At 58.6% G+C, this 14,614-nt stretch carries 14 protein-coding genes; 7 read left to right on the top strand and 7 right to left on the bottom strand.

All coding sequences use genetic code 11. The annotated features are described in order from the left end of the window. Positions 1 to 22: 22 nt before the first annotated feature. The 3 genes from nusA to IH971_01290 all read right to left on the bottom strand — a co-directional run bounded on the left by nusA (position 23) and on the right by IH971_01290 (position 2,626). Positions 23 to 1,351 (bottom strand): transcription termination factor NusA, encoded by a 1,329-nt coding sequence (nusA, locus tag IH971_01300; GenBank protein MCH7496475.1) that lies wholly within the window; start codon positions 1,349 to 1,351, stop codon positions 23 to 25. A gap of 16 nt (positions 1,352 to 1,367) precedes the next feature. Further along, on the bottom strand, positions 1,368 to 1,832 hold the full coding sequence (locus IH971_01295; protein ID MCH7496474.1) for a hypothetical protein: 465 nt from the start codon (positions 1,830 to 1,832) through the stop codon (positions 1,368 to 1,370). An 80-nt stretch (positions 1,833 to 1,912) separates the two neighbouring features. Further along, positions 1,913 to 2,626 carry a hypothetical protein gene (locus tag IH971_01290; protein ID MCH7496473.1) on the bottom strand — a complete coding sequence of 238 codons (714 nt, stop codon included), beginning with the start codon at positions 2,624 to 2,626 and terminating at the stop codon, positions 1,913 to 1,915. A gap of 158 nt (positions 2,627 to 2,784) precedes the next feature. Between IH971_01290 and IH971_01285 the strand changes: the two genes are divergently transcribed. The 7 genes from IH971_01285 (at position 2,785) to IH971_01255 (ending at position 10,543) form a co-directional block, all read left to right on the top strand. Continuing rightward, positions 2,785 to 3,123, top strand: coding sequence for a hypothetical protein (locus tag IH971_01285; GenBank protein MCH7496472.1), 339 nt, complete (start codon positions 2,785 to 2,787; stop codon positions 3,121 to 3,123). Positions 3,124 to 3,511: 388 nt separating this feature from the next. Beyond that, positions 3,512 to 5,086 carry a TolC family protein gene (locus tag IH971_01280; protein ID MCH7496471.1) on the top strand — a complete coding sequence of 525 codons (1,575 nt, stop codon included), beginning with the start codon at positions 3,512 to 3,514 and terminating at the stop codon, positions 5,084 to 5,086. Next, on the top strand, positions 5,083 to 6,363 hold the full coding sequence (locus tag IH971_01275) for a copper oxidase (GenBank protein MCH7496470.1): 1,281 nt from the start codon (positions 5,083 to 5,085) through the stop codon (positions 6,361 to 6,363). Before IH971_01280 ends, IH971_01275 begins: the two co-directional genes overlap by 4 nt. 328 nt (positions 6,364 to 6,691) lie before the next feature. Further along, positions 6,692 to 6,964: a hypothetical protein gene (locus tag IH971_01270; protein ID MCH7496469.1), complete on the top strand. Its 273-nt coding sequence runs from the start codon at positions 6,692 to 6,694 to the stop codon at positions 6,962 to 6,964. Between the two features lie 26 nt (positions 6,965 to 6,990). Further along, entirely contained in the window at positions 6,991 to 7,575 is a 585-nt protein-coding gene (locus IH971_01265) for a helix-turn-helix domain-containing protein (protein MCH7496468.1), read from the top strand. 142 nt (positions 7,576 to 7,717) lie between these two features. Next, positions 7,718 to 9,943: a copper-translocating P-type ATPase gene (locus tag IH971_01260; GenBank protein ID MCH7496467.1), complete on the top strand. Its 2,226-nt coding sequence runs from the start codon at positions 7,718 to 7,720 to the stop codon at positions 9,941 to 9,943. 27 nt (positions 9,944 to 9,970) lie between these two features. Then, positions 9,971 to 10,543 carry a hypothetical protein gene (locus IH971_01255; protein MCH7496466.1) on the top strand — a complete coding sequence of 191 codons (573 nt, stop codon included), beginning with the start codon at positions 9,971 to 9,973 and terminating at the stop codon, positions 10,541 to 10,543. 85 nt (positions 10,544 to 10,628) lie between these two features. On the opposite strand, the gene IH971_01250 is transcribed toward IH971_01255, so the two are convergent. Genes IH971_01250 through IH971_01235 form a run of 4 tightly spaced genes read right to left on the bottom strand, consistent with a single transcriptional unit; the run spans position 10,629 to position 14,613 of the window. Continuing rightward, complete coding sequence (locus IH971_01250) at positions 10,629 to 11,180, bottom strand: CDP-alcohol phosphatidyltransferase family protein (protein ID MCH7496465.1); 552 nt, start codon at positions 11,178 to 11,180, stop codon at positions 10,629 to 10,631. Further along, positions 11,173 to 12,339 (bottom strand): hypothetical protein, encoded by a 1,167-nt coding sequence (locus tag IH971_01245; protein MCH7496464.1) that lies wholly within the window; start codon positions 12,337 to 12,339, stop codon positions 11,173 to 11,175. The genes IH971_01250 and IH971_01245 overlap by 8 nt, the downstream gene beginning before the upstream one ends. Further along, on the bottom strand, positions 12,329 to 13,606 hold the full coding sequence (locus IH971_01240) for a hypothetical protein (GenBank protein MCH7496463.1): 1,278 nt from the start codon (positions 13,604 to 13,606) through the stop codon (positions 12,329 to 12,331). The genes IH971_01245 and IH971_01240 overlap by 11 nt, the downstream gene beginning before the upstream one ends. Beyond that, positions 13,603 to 14,613: a glycosyltransferase family 9 protein gene (locus tag IH971_01235; GenBank protein MCH7496462.1), complete on the bottom strand. Its 1,011-nt coding sequence runs from the start codon at positions 14,611 to 14,613 to the stop codon at positions 13,603 to 13,605. The genes IH971_01240 and IH971_01235 overlap by 4 nt, the downstream gene beginning before the upstream one ends. Position 14,614 lies beyond the last annotated feature (1 nt).

Here is a 14,614-nt window from a genome sequence, read left to right as displayed (position 1 = left end):
TACGGGTCGCCGCTTCGTCTGACTAGGCGACCGGCTCCTTTGACCCTGCCTCTACCGCCGCGGTGACTTCTGCACCCTCATCTCCGGACTCACCGTTGCCCTCGCTTTCCTCAAGGTTTGACACCTCCTCAGAAATAATGCCGTGCACCTTTTCGTAGGTCTTGGGTCCAAAGCCCTTGAGTGCCAGGATATCTTCCGGGGCGCTCTTCAGGAACTCGTCCGCAGTGTGGATATCGGCCTGTGCCAGCACCTCTATGCGGGCCTTTCCAAGAGCTACCAGCTCGTCCAGGTAGATGGTCTTGAGTTTGGGCCCCTCATACTCAGACTGCTTGACCGCATCGATGGTATAGCCGGAGACTTGCGATGCAAGTTTGATGTTCTGGCCACTTCTGCCGATGGCCGTGGGCAGCTCCTCATCGCTGAAAACCGCCATGATGTAGGGGCGATCCTCCATGATGAGTAGGTTGATGGGTTTGGCAGGCGTAAGCGCCCGCGATACGAGGATTTCCGGCTGATCGCTCCAATTGATGATGTCGATCTTCTCGCCATTGAGCTCGCGGACGACGGATTGAATTCGGCTGCCCCGCATGCCGACGCAGGCGCCGACGGCATCAATCCGTCTATCGTGGGAATAGACCACAATTTTGCTGCGTTCACCCGGCGCGCGGGCAACAGCCTTTATTTCGATGATGCCGTCCTCGATCTCCGGTACCTCCATTTCGAATAGGCGCACCAAAAAGTTATCATCGCTACGGGAAACGACGATGTCGGGCCCCTTCGGCGTGATCTCCACCGATTTGATCAACGCCCGCACCGTACTACCCCGGCGGTAGCGCTCGTTGGGGATCTGCTCGTGCTTGGGGAGCCGCAGTTCCACCTTGTCAATATTGAGGAAGACATTGTCTCGTCGCACCTGGTGGACATCGCCGGCGGCTATGGTGCCCACCAGTTGCACATACTCGTCGTATATGGACTGCTTCTCGATCTCCCGTATACGCTGACTGAGAAACTGTTTTGCGGTTGTGATGAGGCGGCGGCCGAAACCGGCGGGATCGAGTATCTCGATGAAGGGATCACCCACCGCCAGATCGGGCTCTACCGCCTGCGCCTCCTCCAGCCTTATTTCCAGCACCGGATTGTCTACTTCCTCGACGACGGTTTTCTCCTGGTAAATCTCGATGGTGCCCTTATCCATATTCACAATCACGCTGAAATTGGTGTACTCCTCGCCATACCGCTTCTCAATGAGCGTCATGAAGAGTTCTTCCATAATGGAGCCCAGGAGAGTCCGATCAATATTCTTTTCCCTGGCTATGGCGGAAAATGATTCGACGATCTCCTGGTGTATCAAGATAGATTCTCCTCGGTTACCAATCTAGCTGCACCGCCGCATGCCTGATTTCCTCCCAGCCAATGGTTTCCTCGCCCCCGTGCAGTTCTAGAACGATGCCTTCCGGCCGGGTACGCACCAGCCGCCCGCTGACACTGCGGCCACCGCTTTCGTCACCATCGGAAGTTTGGATTTGCACCTGCAAGAGCATCCCCTTGTGGCGGGGATACTGCCACTGCTCAGTCAGGCCCGCATGGATGCCGGGCGAGGTGATCTCGAGCCCGAATTCAGCGCTGCCAAGCTGCTCTGCCAGGCCTTCATCGGCCTTGAGCCGCCGGGTTAAGTCGGCAATTTCATCGATCGTGATGCCACCGGGAGTATCCACTATAATTCTCACAACCGGACGGGCGCCCCCATCGCTCATGCTGGCGGCTAAAACATGTACGTCCGCCCCCAGGGCCTTGCCCAAGAGATAATCACCTATATCAAGCACCTCTGCCATACTTTCATAAAAAGAAAGTGGGTCGCCCGACCCACTTTCCAGCCCACAATTTACGGTTTCGCATTACTGTCAGCAAGGAGTTAAGCGTCCCGGCCCCCCGTGAGCAATGCTCTTGCTGTGGATACAAGGGAGAGGACCTCATAGCGCTTCTGGAAACCCATATTTTCCTCCTCAAGCAACGGCTCGAGAATTTCAAGGGCCTCAGCGGGTAGATCAGCCAGCAGCAGGTCGCGACCGGCATGGAGGGCATATTGCCACCGGAGGGAGGCGGTTGGAGCCGAACGCCTCGCCTGCTCAAATAGGTCCGAGGCTTCCAAATAGTCGCCGCGCCCCTCAACAATCACGCCCAGTCCTGCCAGCGCACCCGACTTCCCCAACGGATCGCTGCCGTATTCGTCCAGGTAGAGCCGGAAGTGGGTTTCCGCGCGGGTAGAATCGCCCACGTGCAGCTCGGACCGTGCCAGCAGGAACAACCCATTGGCAAAGGACTTGAGGCCGCGATATTCCTCCACGTAGGGGCTGAGCTGCGCAATAACCGTGTTGTAGTTCCCCCGGCTGTACTCAATAAAACTGATGCCCACGGCTCCACTTGCCTTTTCATCTTGCCCCACGCGCCAGAGGGGGGGGTCAAGGGTGGCTAGAAAGACGACGACTAGCAGTGCCGCGCCGCCGCCGCCGTACCGGACGATGCGAGTTCGCTTAGCCAGCCAGACCTGACGCAACTTGTAAAGTGCCTCCATGAGCGGGTCGCGCTTGAGTTCCTTGCGCGTGATTGTTTTGGGCGGTTTGAGCACGTTTATCCTCGATATCCCGGGCGGACGACGGGTGAAATTAGGCTGCGCAAGGGCTGGTGACCAGTGGTTTGCCACCCGGTCTGAGGGCGGCAACCCCCTCTCGGCACGGAACAATCCGTTTGCTGGCAAATTGAAATTAGCAGTAACTTCAGGCCAGGATGAAACCCAAAGCCACCCTTGCACTTCTGATCTGGATCGCTCCGCTCGTGTCACCGTTGCTGGCGTCTCAGGCGGACTGCGAGAGCCCCTGCTGCATGGTGGAAGTGGGCGTCTGCCACTCGGAAATGTCCATGCAGGCATGCTTCGCTATGGATGTAGAAGTGGCACCTCATGCGGTTCCGGCAGTTGTATCGCCACAGTACAAGAGCGCAGCCTTGCCGACGTATAGCGTGCTCTACCCGGCAGGAGCCAGCGCAAGCTTAGCCTTCGCCCTGACGGGGAGGGTCGATTTCGCCCGGACCTTTCATCCCCCCCAGCTTATTCCCCTTCTGATTTAGCCTAGCCTCGATCGTCCGATTCCTGGATCGCCGGTTGCTGACAAACACCGGTGGCCAACTGCTAATTATTGTCGACTGTCGAGGTAGTATGACTTCCCAAGATTTTTCTCACCAGCTGGTCGGATATGACTGGAGCCCAGCGGTCCTCAAATTCCCCGGGCTGCCCTGTTGGGCACAGTGCGCGGGGTTGCTCGCCGGCCTGCGTCCGGCCCAGCCAGGCGGATCGAAGGCTGCGGCGCCGCTACCTCCAGATGTGGAGCTACTCTTTCGCACCGACCAGGCGCTCAAGGCAGCCGGGCAAAGCGCTTTGGCCGCCCATGAGCGGGTGCGTGGCAGCGGTCTTTGGCCCTCTGTTGGGACGTATCATCGCTAAATGTAGGTTGCCCGTATGAAGTATCATGTTTGGACAGCTGTCAGGGCGTTTGCCGGCCTGTTCATCGTTTCCAGTTGTGCGTCCGTCCCCTTGGACGGCGGGTTCCGTGGTGTGCAAGAACAGGTTGAAACACGGTCGGGAGCACACATCCATTGGATCCAGGGAAAGCCTGAGGACCGTGAAGTCGTGGAACAAATTCAGTCGATGTTGAGCAAAAAACTCTCAGCGGATGAGGCCGTGCAGGTCGCCCTCCTGAACAACCCTTCCCTTCAGGCGACCTTCGAAGACCTCGGCATCGCCCAGGCCGATGTGGTGCAAGCCGGTCTACTGAAAAATCCCGTCTTTGCTGCCCGCGTTCGCTTTCCGGCTCAGGAAGGGAGCAACAACACGGAGTTTTCCGTGGAGCAGAATTTCCTGGACATTATACTTCTACCTGCGCGCAAAAAACTCGCATCGGAGAAGTTTAAACAGGCTGGCTTCAACGTCGGAAGCGCCGTGCTGAACTTGGCCCTAGAAGTACGCTCGACGTATTACACGCTGCAGGGTGATCAGCAGCTCCTAGCTATGCAGCGGACCGTTGTGCAAGCCGCTGAATCTGCCTCGGAGTTGGCCGAGCACCAGCACATGGCCGGTAACATTAGCATTTTGGACCTATCGAACCAGCGGGCGGCCTTCCATGAGGCAAAGGTCAGGCTCATGCAAAGCGAGGCTGGGATCGTCGCCAAACGTGAGCGTTTGAGCAGCCTCATGGGTCTCGCGGAGCCTGATAATATTTGGAAGATCAAGGCTGTTCTGCCCGAGCTTCCCCATCAGGAACCCCCCTCGGGAGCACTGGAAGATCGGGCTATTTCTCAACGCTTGGATTTGGCTGCCGCGCGCCAACAAACCCAGATTCTTCAGCGGGCGTTATCGCTGGCTCGATTTGGAGTGGTTTCGCCCGTAACGCTGGGCGTGAATACTGAGCGAGAGGCGGATCGGCCCAACTTGCTGGGTCCTACAGTGGAGATCGGTATCCCCATCTTCGATCGGGGGCAGGCGGCAAGCGCCCGAATTCAGAGCCAACTGAGGCAAAGCAAGAAGCAGCTGGAAGCCATGGAACGGCAGGTACGCTCAGAGGTGCGGATTCACCGGAGTCAGTTGCTTGCCGCCCGAGCGAGGGTGGAATACTATCGGGATAACATCATCCCGCTACACGAGCAGGTGGTTCATTTATCACAACGGCATTATAACTACATGCTCAAGGGGGTCTACGCCCTGCTGCAGGCCAAAAGGAATGAAATCGATGTGCGAAGCCAATACATAGAGGCGTTAACGGACTACTGGGTCGCCCAGTCTGAGCTGGAGCGAGCTGTGGGTGGAAGGTTGTCAACTCTCACCCGAGACGACGGAACGCCAATGAAAAATGACGAGTCAGAGATACCGCCTGAGGAGCACCACATGCAGCACGATGAACCAGAGAAACCGCCTGAGGAGCACCACATGCAGCACGACGAACCAAAGAAACCGCCTGAGGAGCACCACATGCAGCACGACGAACCAGAGAAACCACCTGAAGAGCACCACCATCATCAAGGAGGTAAGCCACGATGAAGAAGCACCACTTTCATTTTTCCTTCACACCGCTCGGCGCAGCTGTTGCCCTGGTCTTGATGCTCGGGACCATCCCCTTAGCAGGGAGCGGTCCACCAGGCACGAATATCAAAGCGAACCTGCCCTATACCCCGGTGGTAACGCCCAACGGCAGCACGCTCCCCTGGAAAATGGTGGACGGGGTAAAGGAGTTTCACTTGGTGGTCGAAGAAATCCAGTGGGAGGTAGCTCCGGGGATGGTTATCAAGGCCTGGGGCTACAATGGTCAGACGCCGGGACCGACCATTGAGGCGATTGAGGGGGACCGGGTCCGAATCCTGGTGACCAACCAGCTGCCGGAACCCACCGCCGTGCACTGGCACGGGGTCATCCTGCCCAGTGGGATGGACGGTGTCCAAGGCCTGACCCAGCGGGGAATTGCCCCTGGTGAGACCTTTGCTTACGAGTTCACTCTGCGCCAACACGGCACTCAGATGTACCATTCCCATGGAGACGAGATGACGCAAATCGGTCTGGGAACGATGGGCTTTTTTATCATCCACCCCAAGCAGCGGGAACGGAAGATCGATCGTGACTTCGCCATCTTTTTGAGCGAGTGGTTCGTTGCCCCCGGCTCGTCGCGGCCGAACCCGAAAATCATGACGGATTTCAATATCTTCACGTTTAACAGCCGGGCCTATCCTGGGACCGCACCCCTGGTTGCGCGCACGGGGGAACGCATTCGGATCCGCTTTGCCAACGTAGCCCAAGAAACGCACCCCATCCACCTGCACGGTCATTCATTCAAGGTGGTGGCCACCGATGGGGGCGATATTCCGCTCTCCGCCCAGTGGCCCGAAACGACCGTACTGGTGGCGCCCGGCCAGACTCGCGACATCGAGCTTATCGCCAATCCCGGAGATTGGGCGCTCCACTGCCATCGACGACACCATCCCATGAACGCCATGGGTCACGACCTTCCAAACATGCTGGGCGTCGACCAGGCAGATGTGCAAGAGAAGATTCGGGAGCTTCTGCCGCACTACATGGCGATGGAGAGAACAGGCATGGGTGGCATGCAAGCCATGGCGGGGCACATGGCAGGACCTGAAAACACCCTCCCCATGATGGCCGGGGACGGGCCCTACGGTGCCATCCAAATGGGTGGGATGTTCACAATCTTGAAGGTGAGAGACCATCTAAAGGCCGGCGATGGGGCGGCCTGGTACCAGCCCCCCGAAGGGACCGTGGCCGAAAAGGTTCCCGCGGGGCAGCGTCTGGAGCCGACGAAGCCGTGATCTACGCATACCCCATGCACCCTGAGGTTCGTCATACGCAAGCTGGCTCCTGCGCCGTTTGCGGTATGAAGCTTACGGCCGTGGGCCGGACAGAACGGAAATAGCCTCCCCCACAGGGGCATAAATCGTCCTCAGAGAGGTGGCGCAACTTAACTTACTACTGCCGTGTTGCAGCGATATTTACGAAAGTACATTTAAGACGCAAGGCCATCACCGCCGGGGCTTTAGATCAATACGGCAGATGGATTCTGGCTGAATCTCCCGGCGTGAGCGTCGAACTCAGGGGCTGAGTTTAAAGTCCAGAAGCCGATAACTAAGGGTGCATGATATGGACAACGACCATGTTCCACATGATCACATTCATGAAGATCCGCAAGGGGACCATGAAGCCCCAAAGGGTGTCACATTTGACCACGGAGGCACAAAGTACACGGTTTCGGTGGATGCAGCTTTGGGCTCTGGGCTCACGGGGCATGCTGACCGAATAAGATTGCCTGATGGGACGCTGGTCATGGTGCATCCTCACATTCATGAAGATAACGCAAACACTGCGGAGTCAATCGTGGAAAAAGGGGGTAAAATCTGGCAGATTGAGAAATAGTCGGCCAGACAGACCATCGCATCCTGATGAAGCAAGAATTGATCATTAAGAACATGGTTTGTGAACGTTGTATCCGGGTCGTGAAGGAGGAGCTGGAGGCCGTGGGATTCTCGCCACTTGAAGTCCAATTAGGAAAAGCGGTCGTCACGTCTCAGCGAGATGACATTGACCTGAAAATTGTGAGAAGAGTTCTCGAGGATAATGGGTTCGAGCTCCTTGTCGATAAAAAGGCCAGCCTCGTCGAAAAAATAAAAATCGTTATCATTAACCTGATCTACCAAAATCAGCTGGAAAACTTGAACAGGAATTTATCCGATGTGATCGCTGATGAGGTGGGGAGAGATTACTCGTACCTGAGCAATCTTTTTTCTTCTGTAGAGCGGATTACGATTGAAAAGTACATTATCTTGCAGAAAATTGAGCGCGTCAAAGAACTTCTGGTCTACGAGGAGCTAACGCTCAGCGAGATTGCGTACCAAGTTGGGTACAGCAGCGTCCAGCATCTTTCCGGCCAGTTTAAGAGCGTGACAGGACTTACGCCCAGCCACTTTAAATCCATTAGAACTCAGCGCCGCATCCTGATAGATAAGTTGGGCAGCCCAGCGACTTGAAATCCAATCTCCCTGCAGAGCCGCATGCCTGACTTGGCCTGGCCCCAAAAAGATATACATTTTTACCACAATTCTGTAACGGATCGTATCGGTTTAATCAGCATATTTGGCCGTCTGATGATCTATGAAAGGAGAAATCACAATGACGACTTATCAATGCCCGATGCATCCCGAAGTTCAAAATGACGAACCTGGTGCTTGTCCAAAATGCGGCATGGCCTTAGAACCCGAATCGACCCCCCCGGCCAGCGCCGGTGACTACACCTGTCCCATGCACCCCGAGGTAGTGCAAGCGGGGCCCGGACAGTGCCCCATCTGTGGCATGGCGCTGGAGCCGCGCACCGCAGCGGCCGAGGACGAGGACAACCCGGAGCTGGATGATATGAGCCGCCGTTTCTGGGTGAGCACCGCACTCACGGCGCCCCTCCTGCTGGCCACCATGTGGGAGATGATTGTCGGCGGCCCACTTTTCGCCCGGCTTTCAGGCACCGCGCTCAATTGGGGCCAGTTATTCCTGGCGGCCCCGGTAGTGCTGTGGGGCGGCCTCCCGTTTTTTCAGCGGGGCTACGCCTCGGTGGTGCGCCGCAGCCTGAACATGTTCACCCTCATCGCTCTAGGCACCGGCGTGGCATTTGCCTACAGCACGGTAGCGACCATTCTTCCCGGAATATTTCCGGCGGCCTTTCAAACACCGACCGGACAGGTTGCGGTCTACTTCGAGTCGGCGGCGGTCATCGTCACCCTGGTCCTGTTGGGCCAGGTCTTGGAGTTGCGGGCGCGGGCGCAGACCGGCAGCGCCATTAAAGCATTGCTTAACCTGACGCCCAATAATGCCCTATTGGTCAAGCAAGATGGGTCCGAAGAAACCGTGCACTTAAGCCAGGTCCGGCCTGGCGACCGGTTGCGCGTCAGACCCGGCGAAAAGGTACCGGTGGACGGCCTCGTGGTGGACGGCCAGAGTACGGTGGATGAGTCCATGATCACCGGGGAGCCCGTCCCCGTGGCCAAGGCGACGGGCGCCGCCGTAACCGGAGCTACGGTCAACGGCACTGGCAGCTTTGTGATGGAAGCCCAACGCGTGGGCAGCGATACCCTGCTGGCTCGCATCGTCGCCATGGTGAGTGAGGCCCAACGGACGCGGGCGCCCATCCAGCGTCTGGCCGATAAGGTGTCGGGGTATTTCGTCCCCATCGTGATTGGAATCGCTCTGCTTACGTTTGTTCTGTGGGCGCTGCTGGGACCGGAGCCGGTGCTGGCCTACGGGTTGGTCAATGCCGTGGCGGTACTGATCATCGCCTGCCCCTGCGCGCTGGGGCTGGCCACCCCCATCTCCATCATGGTAGCCGTAGGCCACGGTGCAAGGGCTGGTGTGCTCATCAAAAATGCCGCGGCGCTGGAGACCATGGAGCAGGTCGATGTCCTTGTTGTCGACAAGACCGGGACCCTCACTGAGGGCAGGCCCGCCGTTACATCCGTTGCTGTGGCGACTGGCCAGGATGAGGGAGAAGTCTTGCGGATGGCAGCCAGCCTGGAGCGCCACAGTGAGCACCCCCTTGCGGCGGCCATCATCGCTGCCGCGGAGGAAAGGGGACTTGCCTTGCGGTCCGTGTCAGAATTTCAGTCCTTTACCGGCAAGGGTGTAGCTGGTCGTTTGGATGGCCAGTCCATCGCTGTTGGCAATCGGGCCCTCATGGAAGGTCTCAGTGTTGATATCACCGCTCTGGATCGTGCTGCTGCTGAGCGTCAGCGAGAGGCCGCAACGGTGGTCTATGTGGCCGTGGACGGTAGCGCTGCGGGACTGTTGGGGGTGGCCGATCCGGTGAAGGCAACCGCACCCGCTGCGCTTAGTGCTTTGCGCAGCTACGGTCTGCGTATCGTCATGCTCACGGGCGACAGTGAGGCCACGGCTCAGGCGGTTGCACAACGACTGGGTATCGATGACGTTTCCGCGGAGGTGCTCCCCGAAGAGAAGGGTGCGGCCATTCAGAGGTTGCAGCAGCAGGGCCATCGCGTGGCCATGGCCGGTGATGGAATTAACGACGCCCCGGCGCTGGCGCTGGCGGACGTGGGTATTGCCATGGGCACCGGCACGGATGTGGCCATGGAAAGCGCTGACATAACGCTTGTGCAGGGCGATCTGAGGGGCATTGCCAAGGCGCGCCGGCTCAGCCGCGGCACGATGCGCAACATCCGACAAAATCTGGGCTGGGCGTTTGGCTACAATGCCCTGGGGGTTCCACTTGCAGCGGGGCTGCTTTATCCCCTATTTGGGCTGCTGCTCAGCCCCATGATCGCCGCAGCCGCCATGAGTTTCAGCTCGGTTTCCGTCATTGGCAATGCCCTGCGGCTGCGAAATCTATCGTTGTAATCACCGCGTAATAAAAAAAGGTCCCCTATGCCTGGCATCCAAAACACCCTTACCATCCACCCACTGTTCGTCCACTTCCCCATCGCCCTGACCCTCTCCGCCCTACTGTTTGAGGGCCTGTACGTCATTCGGCACAAGGACCTCTGGCGACAAATTGCCACGGCGCTGATTTACCTGGCGGCGCTGGCGGCCCTGGTTACGGTCCTTACGGGTTACCTGGCGGCCACTACGCTGGGACACGAGGCACCCGGACATGAGCTGGTGCATATTCACCGCGACATAATGGTGGTTTTCACGATCCTACTGGTATCCATAGCCCTGCTCAATGTCATCATCTCGAGGCCCGGCTCAAGGCTGGGGGTTCCCGGTTGGAAGCCCCTTGTGCGGCCGGCACTTCTGCTGTTGGCAGGGGGCATCCTAGTTGTTGGCACAGACCGTGGCGCTGAGTTGGTGTTCCGTTATGGCATGGGCGTAAAGCTGGATTCCCTGCCTGCCGAGGTCCACAACCACAGCAACCACGAGCATGGCCGGTCTACACAGGAAACTGAGACTGAAGCTAGCAATGAGGAGAACCACGAGGGCCACCAGCACAAACACTGAAGGGGATCGTCGCTGGATGGCACTCGGCCATCAAGGGAGTTTCATGCGCGTCTGAGGGCCCCGCGAAACGCCTTGCCCACCCCAATCAATCTCGTTGCAAGGCTCTGAAAAATGATAAATAGGTGCGGATGTAAAGGTACCAGCTGACCAGCATCAGCCCGGTTGCCACGAGCAGGACGCCGCGACCCAGCACCGTCAGATTCGCAATGTAGAGGATGATAGCCAACGTGGTAATGAAAATAAACCATTTGCCGGGCACATTGGATTCGAAGACCTTTGCCTTGCGATCCATGAGAAAGGTGGCAACGTTGGAGAGCGTTATGTCCCGAATCCCAAGCAAAACAAAAAAGGAGATCGGGAACCTTCTTACTGGGTCGAATATCAGATAGATCATGACGGCCATCATGATAATCTTGTCGGCGATAGGGTCAAGGAGCTTGCCGACGTGGGTTATTTCGCCCGCCCGCCTTGCCAGGTAGCCATCAAGAAAATCCGACAGCACTGCCAGAGCGACCATGATAGCCACTGCCTGCATGCGGTCGGTCTCCAAAGCCCAGATAATAGGCAGCGACAAGAGCGCCCGAAACAGGCTGAGCAAATTACTGACGGTAACGACGCGATCCGACGTCTCACTCACTGATGGCGCCCCTATCCAGATCAATGATAATATCACAGAGCGGCGCCAGCAAATTACGGTCGTGGGATATTAATACCAACGGCTTCGCCCCCAGTGCCCCGCAGGCTTGTACCAGGAATTCGGCAACATTCGGGGCCGGTAACCCGTAGCTGGGCTCGTCCAGAATGACGATGTCATAGTCGCCCACAAGCAGCGCCGCCATGACCACCAGCCGGTAACCTACCCGGGCATCGAGATCTGCCAGCAGCCGGTAGGCGTCCGAGGCGAGCAGGAAGCGTTCCACCTGCTCGCTCCCGTTGTCCGTCATGCGACCATGGCTCACGAATCGCCGGATCAGATCCGACCGGCCCAAGCCGTTGAGGGAGCCATCAATCCCCTGCACCAGGTACCCGAATTTTGGGTCCGGGGCAGCTGGCAGCGTCACCCGTAGTTCACCTTCATAGGCGGTCAAACCGGCCAGGCAGTCAGCCAGGGTAGATTTGCCCGAACCGTTGTCCCCGAGGATGCCCAGGCACCCCACCTGCTCTACGACCGTGTTGTGCAGACTGAGGGTGAAATTGGAGCTGGGGTAGGATTTTGCCAGCCCGGCGGCCTTGAACCCCCACTGGGGCAAAGCCCGGGGCCAGCTGGGCCAGTCATGGTCAGGTAGGAGCACAGGCGAAGTTTCCAGCCGCTGTCCGGCCAATCGCCACCGCGCAGGGCTGGTGCGGTGGGTAAACTCCAGCATGCGCTTGCCATGAGCTACCAATTGCCGGATGACGCTCTCCAGATTAGCGTCACTGACGTAGTCAAAACAGTACCACCCCAACAGGTAGGATCGATCCTGCTGTAGGGCAGCTGTGACCGCCAGTAGTTGCTGCTCCCCGCCGGAGAGGGATAGCGGAGCCTGCTCGCGGTTTCTGAATGGGCCGCTCCCGATAATATCCTCGACGGCCTGACTCAATTGGCTACCCGCCAGACCGAGATTTTCCAGATCAAACGCCACCTCTCTGCGCACTGTGCCGGCGATCAGATAGTCGGCGATATTATGGGGCAAGACCAGATAGCCCTGACCGGCGTGCGCCAGTGCGGCGAGAAGTTCGTCCAATGCATTGCCCGCGGCCGGGTCCAGGGTATACAGTCCGGGAGGCAGCTCCCCAAGGGAATAGCTAGTTCCCAAGGATTGCTTGCAGAATGCGTGCGGTGGCCCCGAGGTTGTCCTCGATGACTTTCAGGGCTGCATGCCCGGCCTCAATCCGCGAATCATCATCGGCCAAAAAGGCGGTCACCCCCTGCCGAAACTCTTCCGCGGTAGCCACCGAGAATCCGCCCCCCGATTCGATGAGCTGCTCAGCTTCGTGGCTGCGGCTGTAGCGCGGGCCAAACAGGACCGGAATGCCGGCGATGGCGGCCTCCATCACGTTATGAACGTTGGTGCCAAATCCGCCGCCAATATAGGCCAAAGTACCACGGCCGTAGAGTTCGGCCAGGTAGCCAACGCCGTCGACGATCAGCACCTGGCTGTCCCTGAAGCGCCCGAGTCGCCGACTGAACCGTTCCCAGGCTATGCCGGCCGCCGAAAGCTGTTCAGCCAGGGCGTCAACGACTTCCGGCTCAGGTTCGTGCGGCGCCCACAACACCTGCACGCGCTCGTCCTGCCGCATGATCTCGATGAGGGCCGGACCTATAACCGCCTCGTCCTCCTTGTGAACGCTGCCCAGGACAATGATGCGCTGCTCGCCGTTCCGCAGGGCGTTGGTCCCGCTTGGGCTGCGCTCCTTGACCCGATCGTAGCGCGGATTGCCAAGGTTCCTTACCTCAGACCTGCTGCCCGCGCCCAACACTGTCTGTACCCTCAAGAAGTCGGCCTTGGACACGGTGTAGATGTGGGTGAGGGCTCCGTAGAGCTGGCGATAGAAGCTCGCTAGCACCGGCCACTGCTTCGTGCTGCCCGGCACGATTCGCGCCGCGAAGAGGGTCGTGGGGACAGCGGCTTTCTGGCAGCTCCAGATGAGGTTGGGCCACAGGTCATAACTGGTAAAGAGCACCTTGTGGGGCTTCAGGACCCTCAGCAGTTGCCGCATAACCCAGGGGAAATCCATGGGGAGGTAAAATTTGAAGTCCACTGCCTCATGCTCAAAATGCTCATAGCCTGACGGTGAAAAGAAGCTCACCGCAATGATACACTCGGGCACGACTTCCCGCAGTCCCTCGATAACGGGGCGCGCCTGCTCGTACTCCCCGTGCGAGGCCACGTGAAACCAGTACAGGGGGCCAAAACGGTCATAAATCTGGTCGCGGAAATGCGTCACCCGCCTCAGCGTTCGCCGACGACCCCGAAGCCCCCGCCGGACCTTGCGATTCAGCGGGGCCACGGCATAGACCGTCAAAAACATCGCCGGAACAATCAGCAGATTATAGATTACTCGCCACAATCGACCCATCATGCCCGTCCCAGAATCCGGTTCACACTAACAGCCACCTGTTGGGCCGTGGTGCCTGTAAGACAGTATTGTTCCCGGCGATAGCAACGCCGTCGACCGTTCTGGCTGCACGGGCGGCACCACAGGGGTACCTCGTGGATCCGGCTTTCCGGATGATGGGCACGGGCGCCTGTCTGCCAGGATGTGGGTCCGAGAATCACAACCGCAGGCACACCGAGCGCCTCGCCGGCATGCACCAGCCCCGTATCCGCCCCGATAACCAACCGGCTGTGAGACAGAATGGCAAGCGACTCCTCCAGGGTCGTTTTGCCTTTGAGATTGTGCACAACCCCGGATGGTAATTCTGCTGCCAGCCGGTCGCAAATCTCATCGCCCGGGCCGCCCAGCAGTACCAACCGGCGGGACGAGACTGCCCCGTAGCCCGTAAAGAGTTCCGCGTAGCGCTGGGGCAACCACGATTTTTGGGGCCAGGCGGCGCCAGGTACACATACCAGGTAGTTTTCCTGTAGGCCAAAGCGTTGCAGCGTCTCGCCCGCTTCTTGGGGGTCAACCGCCATTTGTGGACGCGGGGGTGCTTCCGGGGCAGAGAGTTGAGCTGCGCTGAGATACTCCCGTACGACTGAGTAATCCGGCTCAAAACGATCCAGCCACAGGTAGAACAGCATCCAGCGCCTGAGTCGCGGCTTCCGATACACGCGAAGCTCCGCCCCCTGGAAATAGCGGCGCAGCAGCTTGCTGCGCAGTGAGTCGTGGAGGTCGATGACCAGGTCATAATCTGAGGCGGCCAGCTGGCGTGCATACGCAGGCAGCTGGGTTGCCCCAACATCCGCTGGGAATGACAGCACATTGTGGGGTGCCGGGGCGAATCGCGCCACCAGCGGAACGTACCGGTCGTGGACGAGGTAGTCGATGGTCATCTGCGGATCGGATTCGCTCAGGAGCCTGATGACAGGCGCAGTGAGGATAATGTCCCCCATGGAACTGAACCGGATTACCAGCGCACGGGTCACC

It is taken from the genome of Candidatus Neomarinimicrobiota bacterium, assembly GCA_022560655.1.
Classification (GTDB): domain Bacteria; phylum Fidelibacterota; class Marinisomatia; order SCGC-AAA003-L08; family TS1B11; genus JADFSS01.
Note: the sequence above shows the minus strand (reverse complement) of the source record. Positions and strands in the feature narration are given on the sequence as shown.